Source organism: Marinobacter sp. M5B (assembly GCF_042604615.1).
GTDB classification, from domain to species: domain Bacteria; phylum Pseudomonadota; class Gammaproteobacteria; order Pseudomonadales; family Oleiphilaceae; genus Marinobacter; species Marinobacter salarius.
In genome coordinates, this window is the sequence record NZ_CP156894.1 from 2,436,459 (window position 1) to 2,458,858 (window position 22,400).

18 protein-coding genes are annotated in these 22,400 nt (G+C 56.0%); 10 read left to right on the top strand and 8 right to left on the bottom strand.

Translation table 11 applies throughout. The annotated features are described in order from the left end of the window. Positions 1-2: 2 nt before the first annotated feature. Together AAGD24_RS11105 and nfuA are read right to left on the bottom strand one after the other, a co-directional pair. Positions 3-1,169, bottom strand: coding sequence for a hypothetical protein (locus AAGD24_RS11105; RefSeq protein ID WP_041336538.1), 1,167 nt, complete (start codon positions 1,167-1,169; stop codon positions 3-5). A gap of 314 nt (positions 1,170-1,483) precedes the next feature. Beyond that, positions 1,484-2,071 (bottom strand): Fe-S biogenesis protein NfuA, encoded by a 588-nt coding sequence (gene nfuA / locus AAGD24_RS11110; RefSeq protein ID WP_007152088.1) that lies wholly within the window; start codon positions 2,069-2,071, stop codon positions 1,484-1,486. Positions 2,072-2,256: 185 nt separating this feature from the next. On the opposite strand from nfuA, the gene metH reads away from it, so the two are divergent. The 4 genes from metH to AAGD24_RS11130 all read left to right on the top strand — a co-directional run bounded on the left by metH (position 2,257) and on the right by AAGD24_RS11130 (position 8,753). After that, a complete protein-coding gene (gene metH / locus AAGD24_RS11115) occupies positions 2,257-5,964 on the top strand; it encodes a methionine synthase (protein ID WP_379865106.1) in 3,708 nt (1,235 codons plus the stop codon). A gap of 42 nt (positions 5,965-6,006) precedes the next feature. After that, positions 6,007-6,273 (top strand): DUF2970 domain-containing protein, encoded by a 267-nt coding sequence (locus tag AAGD24_RS11120; protein WP_036207475.1) that lies wholly within the window; start codon positions 6,007-6,009, stop codon positions 6,271-6,273. Between the two features lie 331 nt (positions 6,274-6,604). Further along, on the top strand, positions 6,605-8,257 hold the full coding sequence (locus tag AAGD24_RS11125) for a nitrite/sulfite reductase (protein WP_379865108.1): 1,653 nt from the start codon (positions 6,605-6,607) through the stop codon (positions 8,255-8,257). Next, the gene (locus tag AAGD24_RS11130; RefSeq protein ID WP_379865109.1) at positions 8,250-8,753 is read left to right on the top strand and encodes a DUF934 domain-containing protein; all 504 of its coding nucleotides are present in this window, start codon (positions 8,250-8,252) and stop codon (positions 8,751-8,753) included. Before AAGD24_RS11125 ends, AAGD24_RS11130 begins: the two co-directional genes overlap by 8 nt. Before the next feature lie 157 nt (positions 8,754-8,910). Here the strand turns inward: AAGD24_RS11130 and AAGD24_RS11135 are convergent, their stop codons facing one another. Continuing rightward, complete coding sequence (locus tag AAGD24_RS11135) at positions 8,911-9,909, bottom strand: YhdH/YhfP family quinone oxidoreductase (RefSeq protein ID WP_273623376.1); 999 nt, start codon at positions 9,907-9,909, stop codon at positions 8,911-8,913. A gap of 24 nt (positions 9,910-9,933) precedes the next feature. After that, on the bottom strand, positions 9,934-10,998 hold the full coding sequence (sohB, locus tag AAGD24_RS11140; RefSeq protein ID WP_036207487.1) for a protease SohB: 1,065 nt from the start codon (positions 10,996-10,998) through the stop codon (positions 9,934-9,936). A 231-nt stretch (positions 10,999-11,229) separates the two neighbouring features. Between sohB and AAGD24_RS11145 the strand changes: the two genes are divergently transcribed. Further along, a complete protein-coding gene (locus tag AAGD24_RS11145; protein WP_007154761.1) occupies positions 11,230-11,544 on the top strand; it encodes an SCP2 sterol-binding domain-containing protein in 315 nt (104 codons plus the stop codon). Between the two features lie 85 nt (positions 11,545-11,629). Here the strand turns inward: AAGD24_RS11145 and AAGD24_RS11150 are convergent, their stop codons facing one another. From AAGD24_RS11150 to AAGD24_RS11165, 4 genes are all read right to left on the bottom strand, one after another. Further along, entirely contained in the window at positions 11,630-13,336 is a 1,707-nt protein-coding gene (locus AAGD24_RS11150; protein ID WP_075195231.1) for a chemotaxis protein, read from the bottom strand. 251 nt (positions 13,337-13,587) lie between these two features. Next, entirely contained in the window at positions 13,588-14,298 is a 711-nt protein-coding gene (gene dnaQ / locus AAGD24_RS11155) for a DNA polymerase III subunit epsilon (protein ID WP_379865111.1), read from the bottom strand. A 36-nt stretch (positions 14,299-14,334) separates the two neighbouring features. Further along, a complete protein-coding gene (gene rnhA, locus AAGD24_RS11160) occupies positions 14,335-14,781 on the bottom strand; it encodes a ribonuclease HI (RefSeq protein WP_036207497.1) in 447 nt (148 codons plus the stop codon). Beyond that, on the bottom strand, positions 14,781-15,602 hold the full coding sequence (locus tag AAGD24_RS11165; protein ID WP_085680564.1) for a class I SAM-dependent methyltransferase: 822 nt from the start codon (positions 15,600-15,602) through the stop codon (positions 14,781-14,783). Before AAGD24_RS11165 ends, rnhA begins: the two co-directional genes overlap by 1 nt. Before the next feature lie 93 nt (positions 15,603-15,695). Here AAGD24_RS11165 and gloB point away from each other — a divergent pair, with 93 nt between their 5' ends. The 5 genes from gloB to AAGD24_RS11190 all read left to right on the top strand — a co-directional run bounded on the left by gloB (position 15,696) and on the right by AAGD24_RS11190 (position 22,400). Then, entirely contained in the window at positions 15,696-16,490 is a 795-nt protein-coding gene (gene gloB, locus AAGD24_RS11170) for a hydroxyacylglutathione hydrolase (RefSeq protein WP_379865113.1), read from the top strand. Positions 16,491-16,677: 187 nt separating this feature from the next. After that, positions 16,678-18,402, top strand: coding sequence for a LysM peptidoglycan-binding domain-containing protein (locus AAGD24_RS11175; protein WP_379865115.1), 1,725 nt, complete (start codon positions 16,678-16,680; stop codon positions 18,400-18,402). Positions 18,403-18,427: 25 nt separating this feature from the next. Continuing rightward, positions 18,428-20,251, top strand: a complete 1,824-nt coding sequence (locus AAGD24_RS11180; protein ID WP_379865116.1) for an extracellular solute-binding protein — start codon at positions 18,428-18,430, stop codon at positions 20,249-20,251. A 38-nt stretch (positions 20,252-20,289) separates the two neighbouring features. Continuing rightward, positions 20,290-21,375, top strand: coding sequence for a microcin C ABC transporter permease YejB (locus AAGD24_RS11185; RefSeq protein WP_041333313.1), 1,086 nt, complete (start codon positions 20,290-20,292; stop codon positions 21,373-21,375). A 5-nt stretch (positions 21,376-21,380) separates the two neighbouring features. Next, positions 21,381-22,400, top strand: a complete 1,020-nt coding sequence (locus AAGD24_RS11190) for an ABC transporter permease (RefSeq protein WP_379867335.1) — start codon at positions 21,381-21,383, stop codon at positions 22,398-22,400.

A 22,400-nucleotide genomic window follows, 5' to 3' on the forward strand; every position in this document is an offset into this window, starting at 1 on the left:
GCCTAGTTCAATACGTTGCTCATGATCAAAAACTGAAGCGCACCCGCCAGGGAACCCAATATTCCCCCAACCAGCATGAGCTGAATCTCTTCCTCTCGAAATGCCGGCCGCAGGATATCCTGAAACTCAGCCGGCGCCAGCGACTTCATCTGCCCGGCCAGCACCCCGGCCACCACCGGTGCCCTCTCTCGGTTGAATGCCGGGTCCCCGAAGACATCACGGGTGGCCAGCACCGCCTTATGGTTCATGGCTTTTTTAAGTTCCGTGTACCCGGTCATACCAACAGTAACCTGGGCGCCGAGCTTCATGACCATCGAGTTGTCCAGCAGTGGCCTCAGATGCTTCTGGATGATCGCCCGCGTGCGATCCCCACGGTTACCGTTGATCATGGCGTCAGCCACTTTCTCAACGGTGATCAGTTCCTCCGCCACCAACCTTGCCCATACGTCGCTGATCTCCGGCTGACGCTGCAGGAACAGACCCTGCAAACGCCAAAACAGGAAGCGCCGGGGTTTTAGCGGGCGAAAAATCAGGTTGATGGCAATCCAGTTGGTCAGGAACCCCACTGCAAAGCCGCCAACCGGCAACAGCCATGGTTCGGGGTAGCGCACCCAGGCGGGGGCCAACAAGGCACCCAGCAGGCCGCCAATGATCGCCCCTCGATTGATAACCGACCGTAGCTCGACTGAGCCCGCTTCCATGAAAATCCGATTCATCAGGTCCGGATGGGTTTTCAGCTCCCGGCTCAGCAAAGCCTTCAGGTCAACGAGATCATTGAGGTCATCCCCGAAATCCTCCACCAGGGACTCTATCCTCGACGGGAGCTGTTCCCGCCCCCACCGATAGATGCGATTCTTCATGAACAGCGGGAGGTTGTCCCAGAGCACCGGTTGGATGTCATACATCACTTCGTCAATGTATTCGTCCATGCGGGGATTCACCTGGGAAATCACCTGTTCAACAATTCGTTGTGGTTCCAGCTGCTGGTAGACGGCGTTCAGATCACCAAACTGCTGCAGGGTGCGGTCAATACAGATGTGGGCCATTTTCTCGGCCTTGCGGGGAATCACTCCCTGCCAGCCAATAACGCCAATACCCACAAACTGGATGGGGTTGAATGACATCTGGATCGCCAGCCAATTGGTAAACCAGCCGACAATAGCTGCCATGAGTGGCACAGAGAAAAGTGCTACATCAACCAAGACAAACCCCAGTGTGTGATTGGCGGGCACGGTGATGAGGACGCGCCGTAATTTTGTATGACGGGTATCTTACCCATCGTTCGATTCAGATTATGTGACGGATAATGAGGTAAATCGAATTATCCAACATTGGCCGTTCCGCCACAGCAACAACGATAGCGCGGCACTCATGGCACTCACAAACCTGATACTGACAAACCGCGACTGACAAACACCCGCACCAAAAACAAAAAAGCCGGCATCGGCCGGCTTCATGTCATACTTTTAGAACATGCCTTATCTTACTGATAGTAAGCATTTTCTGTGTAGGTATGATCGGTAACGTCGCGAACGGCCGTTATCTCAGGAACACGCTCTTTCAACGTCGATTCAACACCCTGCTTCAGTGTGAGACTCACCGCGCTGCAACCCTGGCAACCCCCGCCAAATCGCAGGACGGCAATGGATTCCTCGGCTACTTCCACCAGGGACACTTCGCCACCATGAGCCGCGAGGTTGGGATTGATTTCCGACGCCAGGATATACTGGATACGATCTGGCAAGGGCGCGTTCTCATCAACGTTGGGCACCTTGGCGTTAGGCGCTTTGATGGTCAGCTGCCCGCCCATCTGGTCCTTGGAGTAGTCCACAAAGGCTTCTTCCAGGAACGGCACCGAATTGTGATCGAGAAACAGCGTGAACTTGCCCAGATCAACCTGCTCGTCCGTCGGTACAATTTCGTTCGGCGGGCAGTAGGCAAGGCAGGTCTCGGCGTTCTTGGTGCCGGGCTGGGTTACAAAAATACGGACACCCATGCCCTCCACATCCTGTTTTTCGATAAGTTGTGCAAGGTAATCCCGAGCGGGATCTGTCACCGTAACCAATGCCATAGTTGCAACCCGTTTGAAAGTGTTCCTTCATTTTAAGTGAGATCGCTGCAACATGAAAGACCAAGTAAAATAGTCAGACTTTAATCGGTCCATTGATCAACATCATGAGGCCGTGGGACGACAACCGCCATTTTTGCTATGATCGCGCGCCATTGAGACAAAAACGACTTCCGGAAGTAATTGATATGACCGACCACAACGCTCGCCTGGACCGCCTGGAACAGCTTGGCAACGCCCTGAAAGAACGCATCATCGTCCTTGATGGCGGCATGGGCACCATGATCCAGAACCTGAAACTGGACGAGGCAGCGTTCCGTGGCGACCGGTTTGCCGATTATGACCGTGAGGTTCAGGGCAATAATGACCTGTTGAACCTGACCCAGCCCGCCCTGCTCCGCAATATACACGCGGACTATCTTGACGCCGGCGCTGACATTATTGAAACCAACACCTTCAACTCCACCCAGCTGTCGCAGGCCGACTATGGTCTCGAATCGATTGCGAAGGAATTGAATATTGAAGCGGCAAAACTGGCGCGCCAGATTGCGGACGAATTCACCGCCCGCAACCCGGAGAAGCCGCGTTTCGTGGCCGGTGCGGTTGGCCCGACATCCCGCACTGCCTCCATTTCACCGGATGTTAACAACCCTGGATATCGCAACGTCGATTTCCAGACCCTGGTCGACAATTATTACGAAGCGGTGGAAGGCCTTGTTCAAGGCGGCTCTGACCTTATCCTGATCGAAACCATTTTCGATACACTGAACGCCAAGGCTGCGATCTACGCCACCCAGCAGTACTTCATCGACAGTGGTATTGAGTTGCCAATCATGATTTCCGGCACTATTACCGACGCTTCAGGCCGCACCCTGTCTGGCCAGACCACCGAGGCATTCTGGAATTCCGTATCTCACGCCAGGCCTGTTTCAGTCGGTCTGAACTGCGCCCTCGGCGCCGACGCCCTGCGCCCCTACGTGGAAGAGCTCGCCAATAAATCGACGACCTACGTCAGCGCCCACCCCAATGCCGGGCTGCCGAACGAATTCGGCGAGTATGACCAGACGCCGGAAGAAATGGCGGAGATTATTGAAGGCTTTGCCCGTGACGGGTTTCTGAACATCATCGGTGGTTGCTGTGGCTCACGCCCGGACCATATCGAAGCCATCGCGGAAGCGGTTTCCAAATACCCGCCACGAAAGATACCAGAGCAGAAACCCGCGCTGAGGCTGTCCGGCCTTGAACCGTTTACGGGTGACGAGAACACCCTGTTCATCAACGTGGGTGAGCGCACAAACGTGACGGGCTCCAAGCGATTCCTGCGGCTGATCAAAGAGGAGCAGTACGAAGAGGCCCTCAGCGTCGCCCGCGACCAGGTAGAAAACGGTGCCCAGATCATCGACATCAACATGGATGAGGGCATGCTGGATTCGAAGGACGTCATGGTGACGTTCCTCAATCTGGTCGCCTCGGAACCCGACATCTCCCGCGTTCCGATCATGATTGATTCCTCCAAATGGGAGGTCATCGAAGCCGGCCTGCGCTGCATACAGGGCAAGGCAGTGGTGAACTCCATCAGCCTGAAGGAAGGCGAGGAGGAGTTCCTCAAGCGTGCCCGTGACTGCATGCGCTACGGCGCCGCCGTCGTGGTCATGGCCTTCGATGAGGACGGCCAGGCGGATACCTTTGAACGTAAAACGGAGATCTGCAAGCGCTCCTACGATCTCCTCGTCGGTATCGGCTTCACCGCCGGCGATATCATTTTCGACCCCAATATCTTCGCCATCGCCACTGGTATCGAGGAGCACAACAATTACGCGGTGGATTTCATCAACGCCAGCCGCTGGATTCGCGACAACCTGCCCCATGCGTCCATCTCCGGCGGTGTCAGCAACGTGTCGTTCTCGTTCCGCGGTAACGATGCCGTGCGTGAAGCCATCCACTCGGTATTCCTGTACCACGCCATCAAGGCCGGCATGAACATGGGCATCGTCAACCCCGGCCAGCTCGTGATCTACGACGAGATCGATCCGGAACTGAAAGAGTTGGTTGAAGACGTGGTGCTCAATCGCCGTGACGACGGCACCGACCGCTTGCTGGAAATTGCCGAGCGCTATCGCAGCAAGGGCGGCAAGACCCAGGAAGAAGACCTGGCCTGGCGCGAGTGGCCGGTTGAGAAACGGGTGGAGCATGCCCTGGTCAAGGGTATAACCAACTACATCATTGAAGACACCGAAGCCTGCCGGCAGCGCGCCGCCCGCCCGATCGAGGTTATTGAAGGCCCGCTGATGGACGGCATGAACGTGGTTGGCGACCTGTTTGGCGACGGCAAGATGTTCCTGCCCCAGGTGGTCAAAAGCGCCCGCGTTATGAAGCAGGCGGTGGCCCATCTGATTCCCTATATCGAGGCCGAGAAATCCGGCAATCAGCAAGCCAAGGGCAAAATCCTGATGGCGACGGTCAAAGGGGACGTACACGATATCGGCAAGAACATCGTGGGTGTGGTGTTGCAGTGCAACAACTATGAGGTCATCGACCTCGGCGTGATGGTGCCCTGCGACAAGATCCTTGACGTGGCAAAGAAGGAAAACGTCGACATTATCGGCCTCAGTGGCCTGATCACGCCGTCGCTGGATGAAATGGTCCACGTTGCCAAGGAAATGCAGCGGCTGGACTTCAACATCCCGCTGATGATCGGTGGTGCCACCACCTCCAAGGCTCACACTGCGGTAAAGATCGAACCCCAGTACAAAAACGACATCGCTCTGTATGTATCCGATGCCTCGCGCTGCGTGAACGTGGCCTCCCAGCTACTGAGCAAGACCGCCAAACCCGCATTGGTGGACGGTGCACGCACGGAGTACGACGAAATTCGGGAACGCCGTAAAAACCGCGGGGAACGTACCAAGCTGGTCTCATTGAAGGAGGCCCGAGCCCGCGCCCCGGAAATCCAGTTCGACGACTACCAGCCGCCGAAGCCATCCTTCACCGGTGTACGGTCCTTTGAAACCTATGATCTGAAGCAACTGGTGGACTACATCGACTGGACGCCCTTCTTTATTTCCTGGGATATGTCCGGCAAGTACCCCGCCATTTTCGATGATCCAAAGCGCGGTGAAGCCGCCAGAACGCTGTTTGAGGACGGTCAAAAAATCCTTCAGCAGATGATCGACGAGAAACGCGTTTCCGCCAAGGCGGCGATCGGCTTCTGGCCTGCCAACCGTCGCGGCGACGATATTGTGCTCTACACCGACGAAACCCGGGAAAAGGAACTCACCACCCTGCACCATCTGCGCCAGCAGGATGACAAGGCACCGGGCAAGCCAATGATGACGTTGTCGGATTTTGTAGCGCCGGAAGGTGACGGCCCCGTGGATTACGTGGGCGGCTTTGCTGTAACCACTGGCATCGGCGCGGAAGAGTTTTCACTGGAATTCAAGGATCGCAACGACGATTACAACGCCATCATGGTCAAGGCCCTGGCGGACCGTCTTGCGGAAGCCTTTGCCGAGCACCTGCACGAACGGGTACGGAAGGAATTCTGGGGTTATGCCGAAGACGAGGCACTCAGAAATGACGACCTGATCCGTGAACGGTACCGGGGCATCCGGCCAGCGCCCGGCTATCCCGCCTGCCCGGACCACACGGAGAAGGCCACCCTGTTCGACCTGCTCGACGCACCGGCAAACGCTGGACTGGAACTGACCGAGCACTTTGCCATGTTCCCGACTGCGGCGGTTTCCGGATGGTATTTCTCCCATCCCGAATCAAAGTATTTTGCGGTGGGTAAGATTGGCGTGGATCAGGTTGAAGACTACGCAACACGAAAGGGAATATCCAAGGCCGAAGCAGAGCGATGGCTGGCGCCCAGCCTTGCGTACGACCCGGCGGAATAATCACCGCCGGTGTCCGCCTTCACACACCAGCGGAAGCCAAGCATGACGGATAAACACGAAAACGAGCAATCACCCGACAAGCCTGCCGAGCCTGCCAAATCGGCAAAGAAAGCGAAGGCAGGACCGGGGGTTCTCAAGGTGATGCAGAGCATCCTTGCCGGCGCACTCGGCGTTCAGTCCGACAAGCGCCGTGAGGAGGATTTCTCAAGCCACAGTCCCTGGCCGTACATCATCGCCGGCATCCTGTTTACGGTCGGCTTCGTTGTTACCCTCGTGGTGGTCGTCAAGCTGGTGCTTGCCGGCCAGTAGCGATTACTGCCCGGATACCCAGACTACGGCGAAGGCAACGACCAGCATTACCAGTAAAACGGCGGCAACGGCGTCGGCCTGACTGTCGGTTCTCGCGGTCTTCTTCATACTCTTTCCTCGCTATGTCGTTATTATCTGTTTTGTCGCACACGCCTCTTTAAATCTAGGCGGGAAATTGTAATCAGTCCAGCAATATCTGGCTTTCTATATCACCTTAGTCGATAAACATATTTGGAAATAATCATTTTAAGAATAATGACACGGTGATATTCTCCCACGCAAGAAATGGCACTAAAGCCGTATTTCCAGCGTTTCAGCAGGACGTTCCACTATGTATGTTTATGACGAACACGACCGGCAGATGGCTGCCGAGCGCGTTGCACAATTCCGTGACCAGACCGAGAGAGCATTGGCTGGCGAGCTGAGCGAAGACGAGTTTCTTCCACTGCGACTTCAGAACGGATTGTATGTACAGCGTCTTGCCCCGATGTTGCGCATCGCGGTTCCGTACGGAATGCTCCGTTCTACCCAGCTTCGCCGCCTGGCACGCATAACCCGTGACTATGACAAAGGTTATGCGCACTTTACAACCCGCCAGAACGTCCAGCTTAACTGGCCGGAGATCCAAGACGTACCGGATATCCTGGCCGAGTTGGCGGAAGTGGAAATGCACGCCAACCAGACCAGCGGCAACTGCATCCGCAACACCACCACGGATCAGTTTTCTGGTGTGCAGGCTGATGAAATTACCGATCCGCGCCCTTACTGCGAGATCATCCGTCAGTGGTCCACCTTCCACCCTGAATTCGCCTTTCTGCCGCGCAAGTTCAAGGTCGCCGTCAACGCATCCGAGCATACCGACCGCGCTGCTATCCAGGTACATGACATCGGCCTGCAGATGGTGCGTAATGATCAGGGCGAACTCGGCTTCCGTGTTCACGTAGGTGGCGGTCTGGGACGTACACCGATGGTGGGCCCGGTGATCCGTGACTACCTGCCTGAGATGGACCTGCTCACTTATCTTGAAGCCGTGCTGCGTGTTTACAACCGTTACGGTCGCCGTGACAACAAGTTCAAGGCCCGCATCAAAATTCTGGTGAAGGCGCTGACGCCCGAAGGCTTTGCGGCGAAGGTTGAAGACGAATGGTCCCACATCAAGGACTCTCCTACACGTCTCACCCAGCAAGCCATTGATCAGTTCAAAGGGTACTTCTCCGAACCGGACTACGAACTGGTTCCGGATGTGAAGGATGACTTGGCGACTCAACGATTCGAGAACCGCGAGTTTGACCAGTGGATCAGCCATAATGTGGATACCCACAAAAAACCGGGCTACGCCATTGTGACATTGACCATGAAAAAAACCGGCACGCCGCCGGGCGATGTCAGTGACCGCCAGCTTGAGCAGATTGCCGACCTTGCGGACCAGTACAGCTTTGGCGAAGTAAGGGTTACGCACCAGCAGAACGTGGTTCTTGCAGATGTCCGCAAAGATCAACTGTTCGAGCTTTGGCAAGCGATCACGCCAATGGACTTTGCCACCGCCAACCTGAATACGCTTACCGATGTTATCTGCTGCCCGGGCGGCGACTACTGCGCCCTTGCGAATGCCAAGTCTATTCCCGTGGCAGAGTCCATTCAGCGCCAGTTTGATGATATGGACTACCTGTACGACATCGGCAACATTGATCTGAACATTTCCGGCTGCATGAACGCCTGCGGTCACCACCATGTGGGCAACATAGGCGTCCTTGGCGTCGACAAGAAGGGTCAGGAGTTCTACCAGATCAGTCTGGGCGGCTCTTCTCATCATGATGCCGCGATTGGCAAAATTCTCGGGCCCTCGTTTGCCCGTGAAGACATGCCGGAAGTGATGCAGAAAATCATTAATGTGTACGTCGATAACCGGACCGAGGAAGAGCCTTTCCTGGATACTTATCGCCGTATTGGCATCGAGCCATTCAAGGAGCGGGTTTATGCCTGATGTGATCACCAGTGACGGAAACATCCGTCAGGACGACTGGGTTGTTGTGCCAAGGCCTGCAGACGGGGAGTCTCTGGATGTTCCGGAGCAACCCGCCCTGATCCCCGCAGACCTTTGGTTAGCGGGCAAAGAACACTTTGAAGGTCGTGATGATATTGGTGTGTGGCTCGACAGCCATGATGAGCCGGAGATTCTGGCTGGCGTGGTCAATGAGCTGCCGGTGATTGCGGTGAACTTTCCGAAGTTCAGCGATGGCCGCGGTTACAGTATCGCGCGGCTGCTTCGGGAGCGCCTGAGCTACCGGAACGAACTTCGTGCGGTCGGTGATGTGCTTCTTGATCAGCTGCAGTTTATGAAGCGGTGCGGTTTCGATACTTATGTGCTTCGTGCAGATAAGGATATCAACAAGGCAGCTCGTTGCCTGAATTTCTTTACCCAGGGGTATCAGGCGGCAACGGATACGGACGAGCCGTTGTTTCGTCGTCGGGCTTCCTGACCTGAGGCATTCGCTTCAGGAGTACGAAAAGAAGGGGCTTACTTTTCAAAACACGCTCCTTGCGGCACATCCATGTGACGCTTGGGCTCCGCCATCCCTGGCTCCGCACAGTTTTGGAAAGTAAGCCCCTTCTCTTCTATATCAACCTCGCAGTCGCCTACTTGGAGTGATCCAGAACGATTTTCCCTGATGACTCCCCTTTCAGAAATGCCTTCAAGGCTCCATCGAGTTCACCACGCCCGATATCGCGGGCAGACGCTTCTGTTTTCCTGCACGCCCAGTCACCGGCAAATTTGTCCCAGACTGACTGTTTGTCCGACAGCGGAATTTCAACCGAATCCACGCCCAGCAGGTTGTTGCCCCGCAGGATAAACGGCAGAACGGTGGTTTCCAGTTGTGGCCCGGCGACCAGACCGCAGCAGGAAACGGACCCGCCTGGGTGGATCTGCTTCAGCAATTCCGCCAGTGGACCACCGCCAACGGTATCCACGGCGTTGGCATAGGCGGGTTTCAGCATTGGCTTCTTTTCGGCTGCCAGAGCTTCGCGCCCCAGCACTTCCGTGGCACCAAGGTTTTTGAGTGCATCGGCATGGTCTTGTTTGCCACTGATAGCCACGACTTCGAAGCCGAGGCTTGCAAGCAGCTCAACCGTTACGCTGCCGACAGCGCCACTGGCACCACTGACAGCGACTTTGCCCTGCTCGGGCCTGGCACCCATGGTCAATAGCTTTTGTACACACAGACCCGCCGTAAGGCCGGCCGTGCCGTATATCATGGCGGTGCGGGCGCTCCAGCCCTTGGGCATTGCCACACACCACTCGGCCGGTACCCGGATGTATTCGCCGAAGCCGCCGTCGGTGTTCATGCCCAGGTCGTAGCCGGTTACCAGTACCTGGTCGCCGGCTGAAAAGGAGCCGGAGGAGGCTTCTACGACTTCCCCGGCAGCATCGATGCCAGGAGTGTGGGGGAAGTTACGTGTAACACCCTTGTTGCCGGAGGCCGACAAGGCATCCTTGTAGTTCAGGGACGAATGACTGACTTTGATCAGGACGTCGTTTTCGGGCAGATCGGATACGTGCAGCGTCTGCTCAGAGCCCTCGTATTCGCCGTCCTGCTCCTGAACGCGCCATGCCTTGAATTCGGTGTCGTTTGTCATGACTCTGTTCCCGTTACTGTAGGTTTACTGGATTTTCTGGTTGCGGAATGCGCCCAGTACCCGCCATACGGTGTGTTCAAGTGCCGCGCTGGTGGCCAGGCCAAGCTTTTCCGGCAACGTGCGTTTGCGCTGGAAACCTACCGAGATTACGTCTGCACTGTCACAGGCCTCAATGAGATATTCGTCGGAGGTCTTGATCTCGTCCACCAGTTTGACCTCCAGCGCGCGGCGACCAAACCAGATATCGCCGTTTGCAACGGCGGCAATATCCAGTTCCGGACGGCGTTCACCCACGTACTCTTTGAACAACACGTGGGTATCCTCAAGGTCTTCAAGGAATTTGGTTCTGCCTTTATCCGTGTTCTCGCCGAATACGGTCATGGTGCGCTTGTGCTCACCAGCGGTCAGAATTTCGAAGTCGACGTCGTTTTTCTTGAGGAAACGATGGAAGTTGGGTAACTGGGCAACAACACCAATGGACCCGAGAATCGCAAATGGCGACGCAACAATCCGGTCAGCCACGCACGCCATCATGTAACCGCCGCTGGCAGCGACCTTATCCACACAGGCCGTAAGCCGAATACCCTTGGCGCGAATACGGTCTAACTGCGCAGCGGCGAGTCCGTAAGAGTGAACCAGGCCGCCACCGCTTTCGAGACGTATCACCACTTCATCGGTTTCGGGCTCCGCAACGCTGAGCACCGCTGTGATCGAGCGGCGCAAAGAGTCCGTATCGCTGGCTTTGATATCGCCGTCAAAGTCCAGCACGTACACCTTGGGACGGGGTTTTTCCTCAGCATCACCGGATTTGCGCTTGGCCTTCTCGGCTTTCTGTTTGGCCTTGTCTTCTTTTTTACGGGCTTTTTCAAAAGCCTTGCGCTCTGAATCGCTGCGCAGTTTGGCCTGAAGTGACTCCCTCAGCTTGCGGTATTTCTCGTTGAGTTTGCGAACCCGCAGCTCACCGTCACTCCCCTGATCGTCCTTGTCTTTATGGGCAGCGGATAAAACCACTGAGACAATGACCAGAAGCGCCACCACGAGGGTGACCGTTTTCGCAATAAACAAACCGAACTCTGTCAGAAATTCCAAGTTGCTTCTCCAGGATTATTCTTGAGCGCTCGATTGTAACCGAGGTGCCCTGAGGTACAAGCCATAGAACCAATAACAAATTAAAACAAGCGTTCGATCGAGCTTGACACCAGTAATGTCTAACCCTAAAGTCGAATGGCTACGTCGGCTCACCCGGGCTTCCATGCAGGCGAAAGGCCAGGAACCAGAAGCCGTCAATACGCCACGACAACCATCAATAAGGGTAAAATAATGTCTGTAGCTCAGATATTCGAGAAACTCGAACAAAATTTTAACGCGGACGCAGCTGAAGGCCTGGATCTGGTATTCCAGTTCGACATCGAGGACGACAAGACCTATCACCTGGTTATCAAGGATGGCACCTGCAAGATGGCTGAAGGCGCCCATGACGATCCTTCCGTCACCCTGATCATGAACTCCGAAACCCTGCAGGGCATCGTTTCCGGCGAAACCGATGGCATGCAAGCCTTTATGGCCGGTCAGCTGCGCGCTGAAGGCGACATGATGCTGGCAACCAAGCTGGGCGAGCTGTTCAACATGGGCTGATCGATAGGCTGATCGCTCTTTGAACGCCATAAAAAAACCTGCCCAAACGGCAGGTTTTTTATGGCCATTGAATAACGCAACAGGACTAAAGCCCCACGTCCTCCAATGAGGATTCCGCCAGCTTCAACAGGTCAGCATTTCGATCTTCGCGCCTGCCTACACTCTCTATATAGTACTCAAGGGACGTTAGTGCGTCCGCCAGTGCTTCCAACACCTGAGCCTGAGGCGCTTCCCTGGCATCCAGCAATCGTTCCTGAATGGACGCCGCCACGCGCTCCAACACCGAAGCCGCGCCGGGATCGTCCAGCATGTGCAGACCACCCCAGATACTGTGCAACGTAGCAGGCAGGTTGGCGAGGTGGAGCTTGTCGTAGTCGGACTCGATGAACGCCGTTATGGCACGTTTTGCGAGGGTCAGCGCACTTTTCGCTTCGTCGGCCACCACGTAGGTGGCTTCCTGAAGGTAAAGAGATTCTTCACGGGTACGCTGCCCACCAGCAAGAGCGTCGGTTTCCGAGGTGATGCCACGAACCACGATTTGCATCACGGCGTCCTCGATACCCAATACGGAATCGGCCAGCTTGTAGAGCTCATCGTCCGCTGGCAGGCGACTCTCTTCCTCCCAAGTCCGCAACTTCACGGCCTCACCCCGGGCCATGGTTCCCAGCTGGTTGAGATCCAGCATCACCAGTGTATTGGCAAGGCGCTCAAGCGCATCTGCAATGGAGGACAACTCCGCCAGGTCCGGCTCGATGCCGCGCTCAACAATGTCCAGCTTGTCCTTTAGCTGATTCAGTTCGTCCTGCAACGCCGTCGACAACGATTTGAGAACATCGGTGCCCGGGCCATAAAGACGACGGGCATGGGCATCAAGCATGGAGTCCGGGAATTCCGCGGGCGTCAGTCGATAAGCTGACAACACGGAGGTTACCTCGGGATTTGCCGATCCACTTCTATAGAGCAGGTACACCAGATCACGAATGAGAGAATCCGGCGCATCCTTGGCCGTGGCCACCTTGCCGACGTATACGACTTCACGGGAATACTTCTCGATACGCATGAACATGCGCTTGCGGGCTTTGCTGAACCCCATGACCCGATCAAGCATGGTATCCGCCACAATGGCAACCAGACACCACATCTGCCCCATGGGCTGCCCCTGGCAAAGCCGAGCAAATCCACGCGCCGCCCGGCCAAACAACTTTTTACTCACCACATCGTTCTTTTCACGAAGCACACCCAACAGCGCGACCTGGAACGTCAAACGCATACGGCGGGCCAGTATCTCGTATTCCGCTTCGTTACCGTCAAACGTCTGAAGAGAAAGCCCCGAGCAGAAGTCCGGCCGTTCCTTGACATCAACATCGAAGAAACAGGATTCCGGGTAGGGTTTTTCCTTGCGGGCTTCGCGCAGATCATTGATAACCGGCAGCAGCAGCTCCGGATGGTCCGCACGTTGCTGATGATAGTATTCAACATAACGGCGCAAAATGAACAATGCGCTGTTGAGAGTCGTCAGGAGGATATTCTTGTCATCGTTGGCGCCAACGGGAACATCATTGGCCATACTGACGGCTTCCTGGCACAACAGAGTGCCGGCACGCAGTTCGACAAGAATGAAAATACCGCGGAGCTGATTCAGAAAATCCACACAGTTCTGCAGATCCTCACCGCTTTCACGGTTTTCCTGAAAGCGTTCAAGGCTGGACTCTGCCTGTCTGATGGTCTGCTCAATCTCACTTTTGACCAGATCAAATGACTGTGATTTCGTCGCCAGAGACGATTGAACCATAAACGCTTCCTGTAAATTATGCGGAAACTACCGCGTCCTGTTCTTGGAATGTGATCTTTTCGGTTGTTTGAAGAATCACTTTATGAGCCAGATTTACCCTTCCCGGCTAAAATAAAAAGTTCGCGAAAACTCGCGAACTTATCATTACTTATAACACAAAACTCAAGTAGCTCAAGAAAGCAGGAATGTAACAAAACGTACAGCGCGACACACAGTTCGCACTGCCAAAAGAATATTCTGCTTAGCTCGGCTTATTCTTCAGCTGTAAGCTTATCCCATACAGTTGTACCGGCCTGCTTTGCCAGCAATGCCATGAATTCGTCGTGGGCGGAGCACTCATCGTCACTGGCCCTGGGTACCGGCAATGGATTGCGATTATCCGCCAGGCGACGGATACCGCCCTCACCGCCAGCTTCGTCACCGCCAGCATCCAGGGAGAGTGCTGTCTGCCCGCCAGTCAGCAAAAGATAGACGTCAGCAAGGATTTCCGCATCCAGCAAAGCGCCGTGCAGCTCGCGATTACTGTTGTCGATCCCGTAACGCTTGCATAAGGCGTCCAGATTATTTTTCTGGCCGGGATGCTTCTTGCGGGCAATGGCAAGGGAGTCCACCACGCCGCAATGTTCAGTCGTCCTGCGAACAGGCTTCAGACGGGCGAATTCGGAATCCATGAATCCAATATCGAACGCCGCGTTGTGAATAACCAGCTCGGCCCCTTTTATGAACTCAAAGAACTCGTCGGCTATTTCGGCGAATTTTGGCTTGTCCGCCAGGAACTCGTTGGTGATGCCATGAACCGTTATGGCTTCCGCCTCCACTTCCCGCTCCGGGTTAATGTAGACGTGATAGTGCCGACCGGTAATCTGACGTTCCATCAACTCAACGCAGCCAATTTCGATAATCCGGTGACCTTCCGTCGGGTCGATACCGGTGGTTTCCGTATCCAGTACAATCTGTCTCATGGTTTTCCTATGGTTACCCCATTGGTTACGCCGTTGTTATCCGGCGCTCGCCAGTTCTTCCACACCGCGATTGGCCAGCTCGTCTGCCAGCTCGTTGTCAGGATTGCCCGAGTGCCCTTTCACCCAATGCCAATTGACCTTGTGGCGGGCCACCTCATTGTCCAGCTCCCGCCAGAGATCTTCATTCTTGACCGGCTTCTTTGCGGATGTTTTCCAACCGTTTCGCTTCCAGCCCGTCATCCATTCGGTGATGCCCTTACGGACATATTGGGAATCGGTATAAAGCTCCACGTCGCAGGCGCGCCTGAGCGCTTTCAAACCCTGTATCGCAGCCATCAACTCCATGCGATTATTGGTGGTATTCGCTTCACCACCGTGCAACATCTTGTTGGCATCGCCGTACCTCAGAACAACGCCCCAGCCTCCTGGCCCAGGGTTGCCCTTGCAGGCGCCATCGGTATAGAGAACAACCTTACCGGCCATCAATACTCCTCGACATGCTTGTGTTTCAGTATGGCGCACCGACCGTTTTCGGGGCGCGCCGGGTAGTCACGGGAAGCTCCCACTGCGCCCCGTCCTGGCAAGGCAATGACTTTCTGCCCCTGCCAGGCTGGTCTCCGTTGTAACCTGGAGTAAACGCGTTTTTTGGCAAGGATACAATAATAAGCCCCCACCGGCAGGAAACGGTTGCCGCACACCCTTTCCATCAGGCCCCTGCGCTCTGCGAGTGCCGCCCGCTGAAGCGGAACCTGGAAAAACGAGGAGCCCGAGGACTCCACAGAAAAGTCCAGTAGCCGGAGCCAGTCCTCCATGCGTCCCTTCATCAGAAAACGACCACCCCAGGGGCCTTCATGGTGCCTGGAAACCAGTTTCCTCACGCCCCAAAGGCTAAACGGGTTAAACCCGATCAGCACCATCATGCCCTCCCCCCTAAGCACCCTGGAGGCCTCTCGCAAAGCCTGATGGGGATGCGGCGAAAAATCCGCCGTGTGGTGGAGAATCACCAGGTCCATGGAGTCACCGGGAAAGGGCAACTCATCGGCATCGCAGACCGCCACACCGTCGGGAATGGAAGACTGCCAGTTCGGCGTCGTCAGAACACGTTGGGCAAAATCCGTCCCACTGGCTAGTGGCAGGCGATGACTGACGGCAACCTGCAACTGTCTCGCACCGGAGAGGGCGCGAACATGGCGCTCAACGCAGGCGCGCTGGTCAGCCAGCAGTGAACGGCCCAGAGGCGTCTGGAACCAGCTCTCGAAGCTGTCATGTCGGGCGGGATAGTCAACGTCACCTGTTGGGCTCATTGCTGCGTTCCCCTGGTTCGTTTCTCCGGTGTTGGGGCACCGGGATTAATACTCTATGATAACAGTCACACTCGTATCGCACATGTGGAGCCTATGCTGACCATTAACGCTATTCCAGCCTTCAATGACAACTACATCTGGTGCCTGTCCAACAGTGAGGACCGTAAGGCATTGATCGTGGACCCCGGGCAGGCGGAGCCGGTCATCGAGTTCCTGGCAGACAACGGACTGGAACTGGACACCATCCTGGTGACCCACCACCACCCTGACCATGTTGGCGGCGTGAGCAAACTCGCCGGAACAGTATCCGACTGCAGAATCATCGGCCCGGCGAATTCTCCCTTCAAGGGCGCCACCAGTGAGGTGCACCCCGGGGATGACGTGGTCTGGCAACAGCTCACATTCAGTGTCCTTGGTGTTCCCGGGCACACTCTCGACCACATTGCCTATTATACCGACGTTCATGTCAACAACCGTCCGGTCCTGTTTTGTGGCGATACCCTGTTTGTGTGCGGTTGTGGACGCCTGTTTGAAGGGTCTCCGGAGCAAATGAAACGCTCGCTGGAAAGCCTTAGGGGCCTGCCAGACGACACAGCCGTGTATTGCGCCCACGAATACACACTAGCCAACCTTAAGTTCGCCCGTCATTGGCTACCTGATGACGAGCCGCTCAGGGATTTCGAAGCCCGCTGCCAGAAACGTCGCGACGATGGCATGCCCACCGTTCCATCCATCCTTGGTGAGGAAAAGCAACTTAACCCTTTCCTGCGCTGGGACGACAAGGCGGTCATCGAAGCTGCGCACCAATACGCTCAGAAAGCGGGCCTGGCCGTCGAATCGGACAACGACGTGTTCGCAGCCACAAGGCACGGCAAAGACACATTCTAAAGGACACGTTCTAAAGGATACGCTCAGAGGCGGGTAACAATTTCTATCAATGACGTAACGCGAGTCTTGTTGACCCCCCGAAAAGCCTTCCAATAGAATCCGTGAAACTTTTGTGTCATAACTCATTAAATATGCCGGGTTTTCATACAGTTCACCCCGGCGTCGACCAGCCACCGGAAGTAGTCATATGACGGTCTCGCGATTTTCCACCCTGTTTCTCCTTGGCGCACTTGCCAGTGGCTGCAGCGCTCTTGATCCTTTCTCAGAGTCTCCATCAAGTGACGTACTGGCCTCAGAAAAACTGACCGTGGCCGCCGGTGACGATGAGCTTAAAGAAGCGATTGAGTCCTCGCCTGGTGACGAATCAACCGGCCGCGCGTCCCGGACGAAGCTCGACGACGCCATCGACCCAACGCTCAAGAAAACCGCGGAAGACGCCAGGGAAAAGCTGGACGATCCTGACCAGAAGATCGCGGAAGAGAATGACGCCACACCGGACCTGTGGCACCGCCTGCGGGCAGGCTTCGCGCTGGATCACGATGCCAGCGAACCCAGGGTCCAGGCGCAACTGAACTGGTACAAAAAGCACCCGCGCTACATTGACCGAGTCGTCGATCGTGGCAGCCGCTACCTGCACTATATTGTTTCCGAAGCCGAGAAACGCGGGCTGCCCACGGAACTGGCCCTGCTGCCCGTGGTGGAGAGCGCCTTCGATCCGTTTGCGTACTCCCACGGTCGTGCTGCCGGCCTGTGGCAATTCATTCCTTCCACGGGTAAGTATTTTGGCCTGACCCAAAGCTGGTGGCATGACGATCGCCGCGACATCATTGCTGCCACCGACGCGGCGCTGACGTACCTTGACCGACTGGCAACGCGATTTGACGGCGACTACATGCTGGCACTTGCAGCTTATAACAGTGGTGGGGGCACGGTTTCCAGCGCCATGCGCCGCAATCGCAAGCGCAATCAACCAACGGATTACTGGTCTCTGGACCTACCCCGCGAGACCCGCCATTACGTCCCCAAACTGATCGCCCTGGCGAAGATCTTCGATGACCCGCAGGCTTACGGTATTGAACTGCCCCCGCTGGACGACGAGCCCTACTTTGAAATCGTGGACACCGGTTCGCAGCTTGATCTGGCCCAGGCAGCGGAACTCGCCGGTGTCGATATCGACGAGATTTACCTGCTCAACCCCTCGTACAATCGCTGGGCGACATCACCGGATGGCCCCCACCGTCTGCTAGTTCCCCGCGACCATGCTGAAACCTTCGCGACGGCCCTCAAGGGCATGGATCCGGCGAAGCGCGTTTCCTGGCGGAATTACAAGGTGGAATCCGGCGACACCCTGAGCACCATTGCCAAACGTTATTCCACCACACCCTCGGTGATACAGCAGGTCAACAACCTCGACAGTCACATCATCCGCATTGGCCAACGGCTGGTGATTCCCTCAGCTGCCGAACAGGCGGGCACCTATTCCCTGAGTGCCAGTGAACGACTCGCCAGAAAGCAGGAACGGAGCGGCAAGAACACCAATGGCACTCGGGTTGACTACAAGGTTCGCTCCGGGGACACCTTCTGGGATATTGCCCGCGAGCATCGGGTGTCCGTCCGCCAGCTGGCGTCCTGGAATGGCATGGCACCTGGTGATCCACTGATGCCCGGCAAGAAACTCGTCATCTGGTCCAAGTCGAAACAACCCGCCATGCTGGCCAGCACCAATCGTGGCAAAGGCATGGTACGCAAGGTGGGCTATCAAGTCCGCAAAGGGGATTCCCTGTCGACCATCGCCAGCCGGTTTGCGGTTAATGTGAGAGACATCGCAAGCTGGAACGACCTCAACACCTCACGTTATCTTCAGCCCGGGCAAAGTCTGGTACTCTATGTCGACATAAGAAACAGCCCCTGAGTCTGAACCGAAACGTGCGAGATCTATGACAAGAACACGGAAAGCCTCATCCCTCATCAGTGTTTTGACCGTTACCGCCATGGTTCTCCTCCCATGGCAATCAGCTTCAGCCGAGCCGGACGCACGTCACGGCATCGCCATGCACGGCGACCCCCAATACGACGAAGGCTTCCCGCACTTTGACTACGTTAACCCCGGGGCGCCCAAGGGCGGCGTCCTTCGAATGGCCGTGGTGGCCAATGGATTCGACACCTTTAACCCTTTCGTTATTCGCGGTGTAGCCGCGGCGGGTATTAACACATACCTATACGATACGCTGATGGAACCGTCGGCGGACGAACCCTTTTCCGCGTATGGCCTGATTGCCGAGTCTATTGAAACCCCGGAAGACCGCAGTTACGTTACCTTTCATCTGCGTGATGAAGCCCGGTTCCAGGATGGTAACCCCATTACCGCGAAGGACGTGAAGTTTTCGTTCGATGTTCTGACCACCAAAGGCCATCCTTTCTATCGCAACTATTATGCAGACGTGTCCGAGGTAATCATCGAAGATGAGCGGACTATCCGCTTCGAGTTTGGTGACACCAACAACCGTGAACTGCCACTGATTCTTGGCCAACTGCCCGTTCTTCCAAGTCATTACTGGAAAGATCGTGAATTTGGCGACAACGGTCTGACACCGCCCGTTGGTAGCGGTCCGTATCGCATTGGCGACTTCGAGGCGGGCCGCTCCATCACCTTCAAACGGGTGGACGATTACTGGGCCAGGAACATCGGAGTGCGAAAAGGGCGGTATAACTTCGATGAAATTCACTATGACTACTACAAGGATGACACCGTCGCCCTGGAGTCCTTCCGTGCCGGTAATTTCGATTTTCGGGTAGAGTCCTCGGCCAAGAACTGGGCCACCGCCTACACCGGTAACCAGTTTGACTCCGGCAAGGTTAAAACTGAAGCCGTAGAACATGGCCGCCCTGCCGGCATGCAGGCGTTCGCGATGAACACCCGCCGCCAGGTATTCAGCGACCCTCGTGTACGGGAAGCGCTGGCTTACGCGTTTGACTTTGAATGGGCCAACAAAAATCTATTCTTCGGGCAATACACCCGTACCTCAAGCTACTTCGAGAACAGCGAGCTGGCGTCATCAGGACTGCCCGAAGGCCGCGAACTGGAGATCCTTGAGCCTTACCGCGATCAATTGCCCGACGATGTATTCAATGAAGAGTATCAACCCCCTTCGACGGCGGGTAAAGGTGGGCTTCGCGATAACTTCCGTACCGCCCTGACGTTGTTACGGGAGGCCGGCTATGAGGTCAGGGATGGCACCATGGTGAACCGGGAAACCGGTAATCCCCTGGCCTTCGAGATCCTGATCTTTCAGAAAACCTTTGAAAGGGTGGTGCTGCCCTTCAAGAACAACCTCGAAAGACTCGGCATTGATGTGTCCGTACGCCTGGTGGATACCAACCAGTACATCCAGCGCCTTCGTGAGTTCGACTACGACATGACCGTCCAGGGCATCGGCCAGTCCGACTCTCCTGGCAATGAGCAGCGGGAGTACTGGCATTCCTCCAATGTCGATGTGAAGGGCTCGCGCAACTATATGGGGGTGGATAGCCCGGTGGTGGATGAATTGGTCAACCTGGTCATCCAGGCGCCTACCCGGGAGGAGCTTGTTCATCGTACGCGGGCGCTGGACCGTGTGCTGCTGCATGGACACTACGTGATTCCAAACTGGTACCTGGCCAAGGATCGGATCGCCTACTGGTCGTTCCTTCAACGGCCGGAGACGGTTCCCAAAAACGGTGTGGACATCAACAACTGGTGGGTAAAAAGCACTGACCAATGACGCAGATCTCTGATACAACTTTGACGGAGTTCCGCTGAATGGGCAGTTATATCCTCAGGCGCCTTGCGCTGATAATCCCCACCCTCCTCGGGATCATGCTGCTCAATTTCGTCATTGTTCAGGCCGCCCCTGGCGGTCCCGTTGAGCAGTTGATTGCGGAAACCGAGGGGCACGGTGGTAGCGCCCTTTCCCGGGCCAGCGGCGGTGGTGCCGGCGGCGAGGTTACCTCCTCAAGTGGCGACAGCCGCGGCTCCCGTGGCCTGCCGGAAGAGCTGCTCAAAGAAATAGAGGTTATGTACGGCTTCGACAAGCCGGCCCACGAGCGATTCCTGAAGATGCTCGGGGATTACGCCACCTTTGATTTTGGCGAGTCCTTTTTTAGGGACCGCTCGGTGATCGAACTGATTCTGGACAAGATGCCGGTGTCCATCTCCCTGGGGTTGTGGTCCACCCTGATCATCTACCTGATCTCGATCCCCCTCGGCATCCGCAAGGCGGTCACCGACGGATCGCGATTCGACGTCTGGAGCAGTTCTGCCATCGTGGTGGGTTACGCCATACCAGGCTTCCTGTTTGCGATACTGTTGATCGTCCTGTTCGCAGGGGGCAGTTATCTGGACTGGTTTCCGCTGCGGGGGCTGACGTCGTCCAATTTCGATGAACTTACCTGGTACCAGAAAATCGGAGATTACTTCTGGCACCTCGCATTGCCTGTAACGGCCAATGTCATCGGTGGCTTTGCCACCCTCACCCTGCTGACCAAGAACTCTTTCCTCGATGAGATCAGCAAGCAGTATGTGGTGACCGCCAGGGCCAAGGGTCTGGAAGAGAAACAGGTGCTTTACGGGCATGTGTTCCGCAACGCCATGCTCATCGTCATTGCCAGCCTTCCCGGCGTGCTTGTGTCGCTATTCTTCACCGGCTCATTGCTGATTGAAGTGATCTTCTCCCTGGATGGCCTGGGATTACTGGGCTTTGAGGCTGCGTTGAACCGGGATTATCCGGTGATATTCGGCACCCTCTATATCTTCACGCTGATGGGATTGGTACTGAAGCTGATCAGCGATATCACTTACGTTCTGGTGGATCCCCGCATCGATTTCGAAAGCCGGGAGGGATCGTAGGTATGGTGACGCTCTCTCCCATCCAGCAACGGCGACTGCGCAACTTCCGCAATAACCGTCGTGGCTTCTGGTCCCTGTGGATCTTCCTGGCCCTCTTTGGGCTCTCGCTTATCGCCGAGGTGATTGCGAATGACGTGCCACTGGTCGCCTACTACAAAGGGGATGTTTACTTTCCGATCGTGGAAAGTGTACCCGAGGAGACGTTCGGCGGGTTTCTGCCCACCGAAGCCGACTACCGCGATTCGTTTATCGCCGATGAAATCGAGGCAAATGGCTGGATGATCTGGCCCCCCATTCGTTTTAGCTACAACACCACGAACTATAACCTTGAGGTACCATCTCCGGCCCCACCCAGCACTGAAAACTGGATCGGCACCGATGACCAGGGCCGGGATGTGGCTGCGCGGGTGATTTACGGGTTCCGCATTTCCGTCCTGTTCGGGCTTGTGCTGACCATTCTCAGCTGCATCGTGGGCGTGGTTGTGGGTGCTATCCAGGGCTACTACGGTGGTAAGGTTGATCTGCTGGGGCAGCGGTTTATCGAAGTCTGGTCAGGGCTTCCGGTGCTCTACCTGCTGATTATTCTGTCCAGCATCGTGCAACCCAATTTCTGGTGGCTGCTGGGCATCATGCTGTTGTTCAGTTGGATGGGGCTGGTGGATGTGGTTCGCGCGGAATTCCTGCGCGCCCGCAATTTCGAATACGTTAAGGCCGCGAGAGCCCTGGGTCTGGGCAACCGCAAGATCATGTTCCGCCATATCCTGCCCAACGCGATGGTGGCCACCCTCACCTTTCTACCGTTCATCCTGACCGGTGCCATAACCGGCCTGACGTCACTGGACTTCCTGGGATTTGGCCTACCGTCCGGGTCACCCTCACTGGGTGAGCTGATCGCCCAGGGTAAATCCAACCTCCATGCCCCGTGGCTGGGTATATCGGCGTTTGTGTCCCTGTCCATCATGTTGACGCTGCTGGTGTTTGTCGGTGAAGCCGTCCGTGATGCCTTCGATCCGAGAAAGAACTGA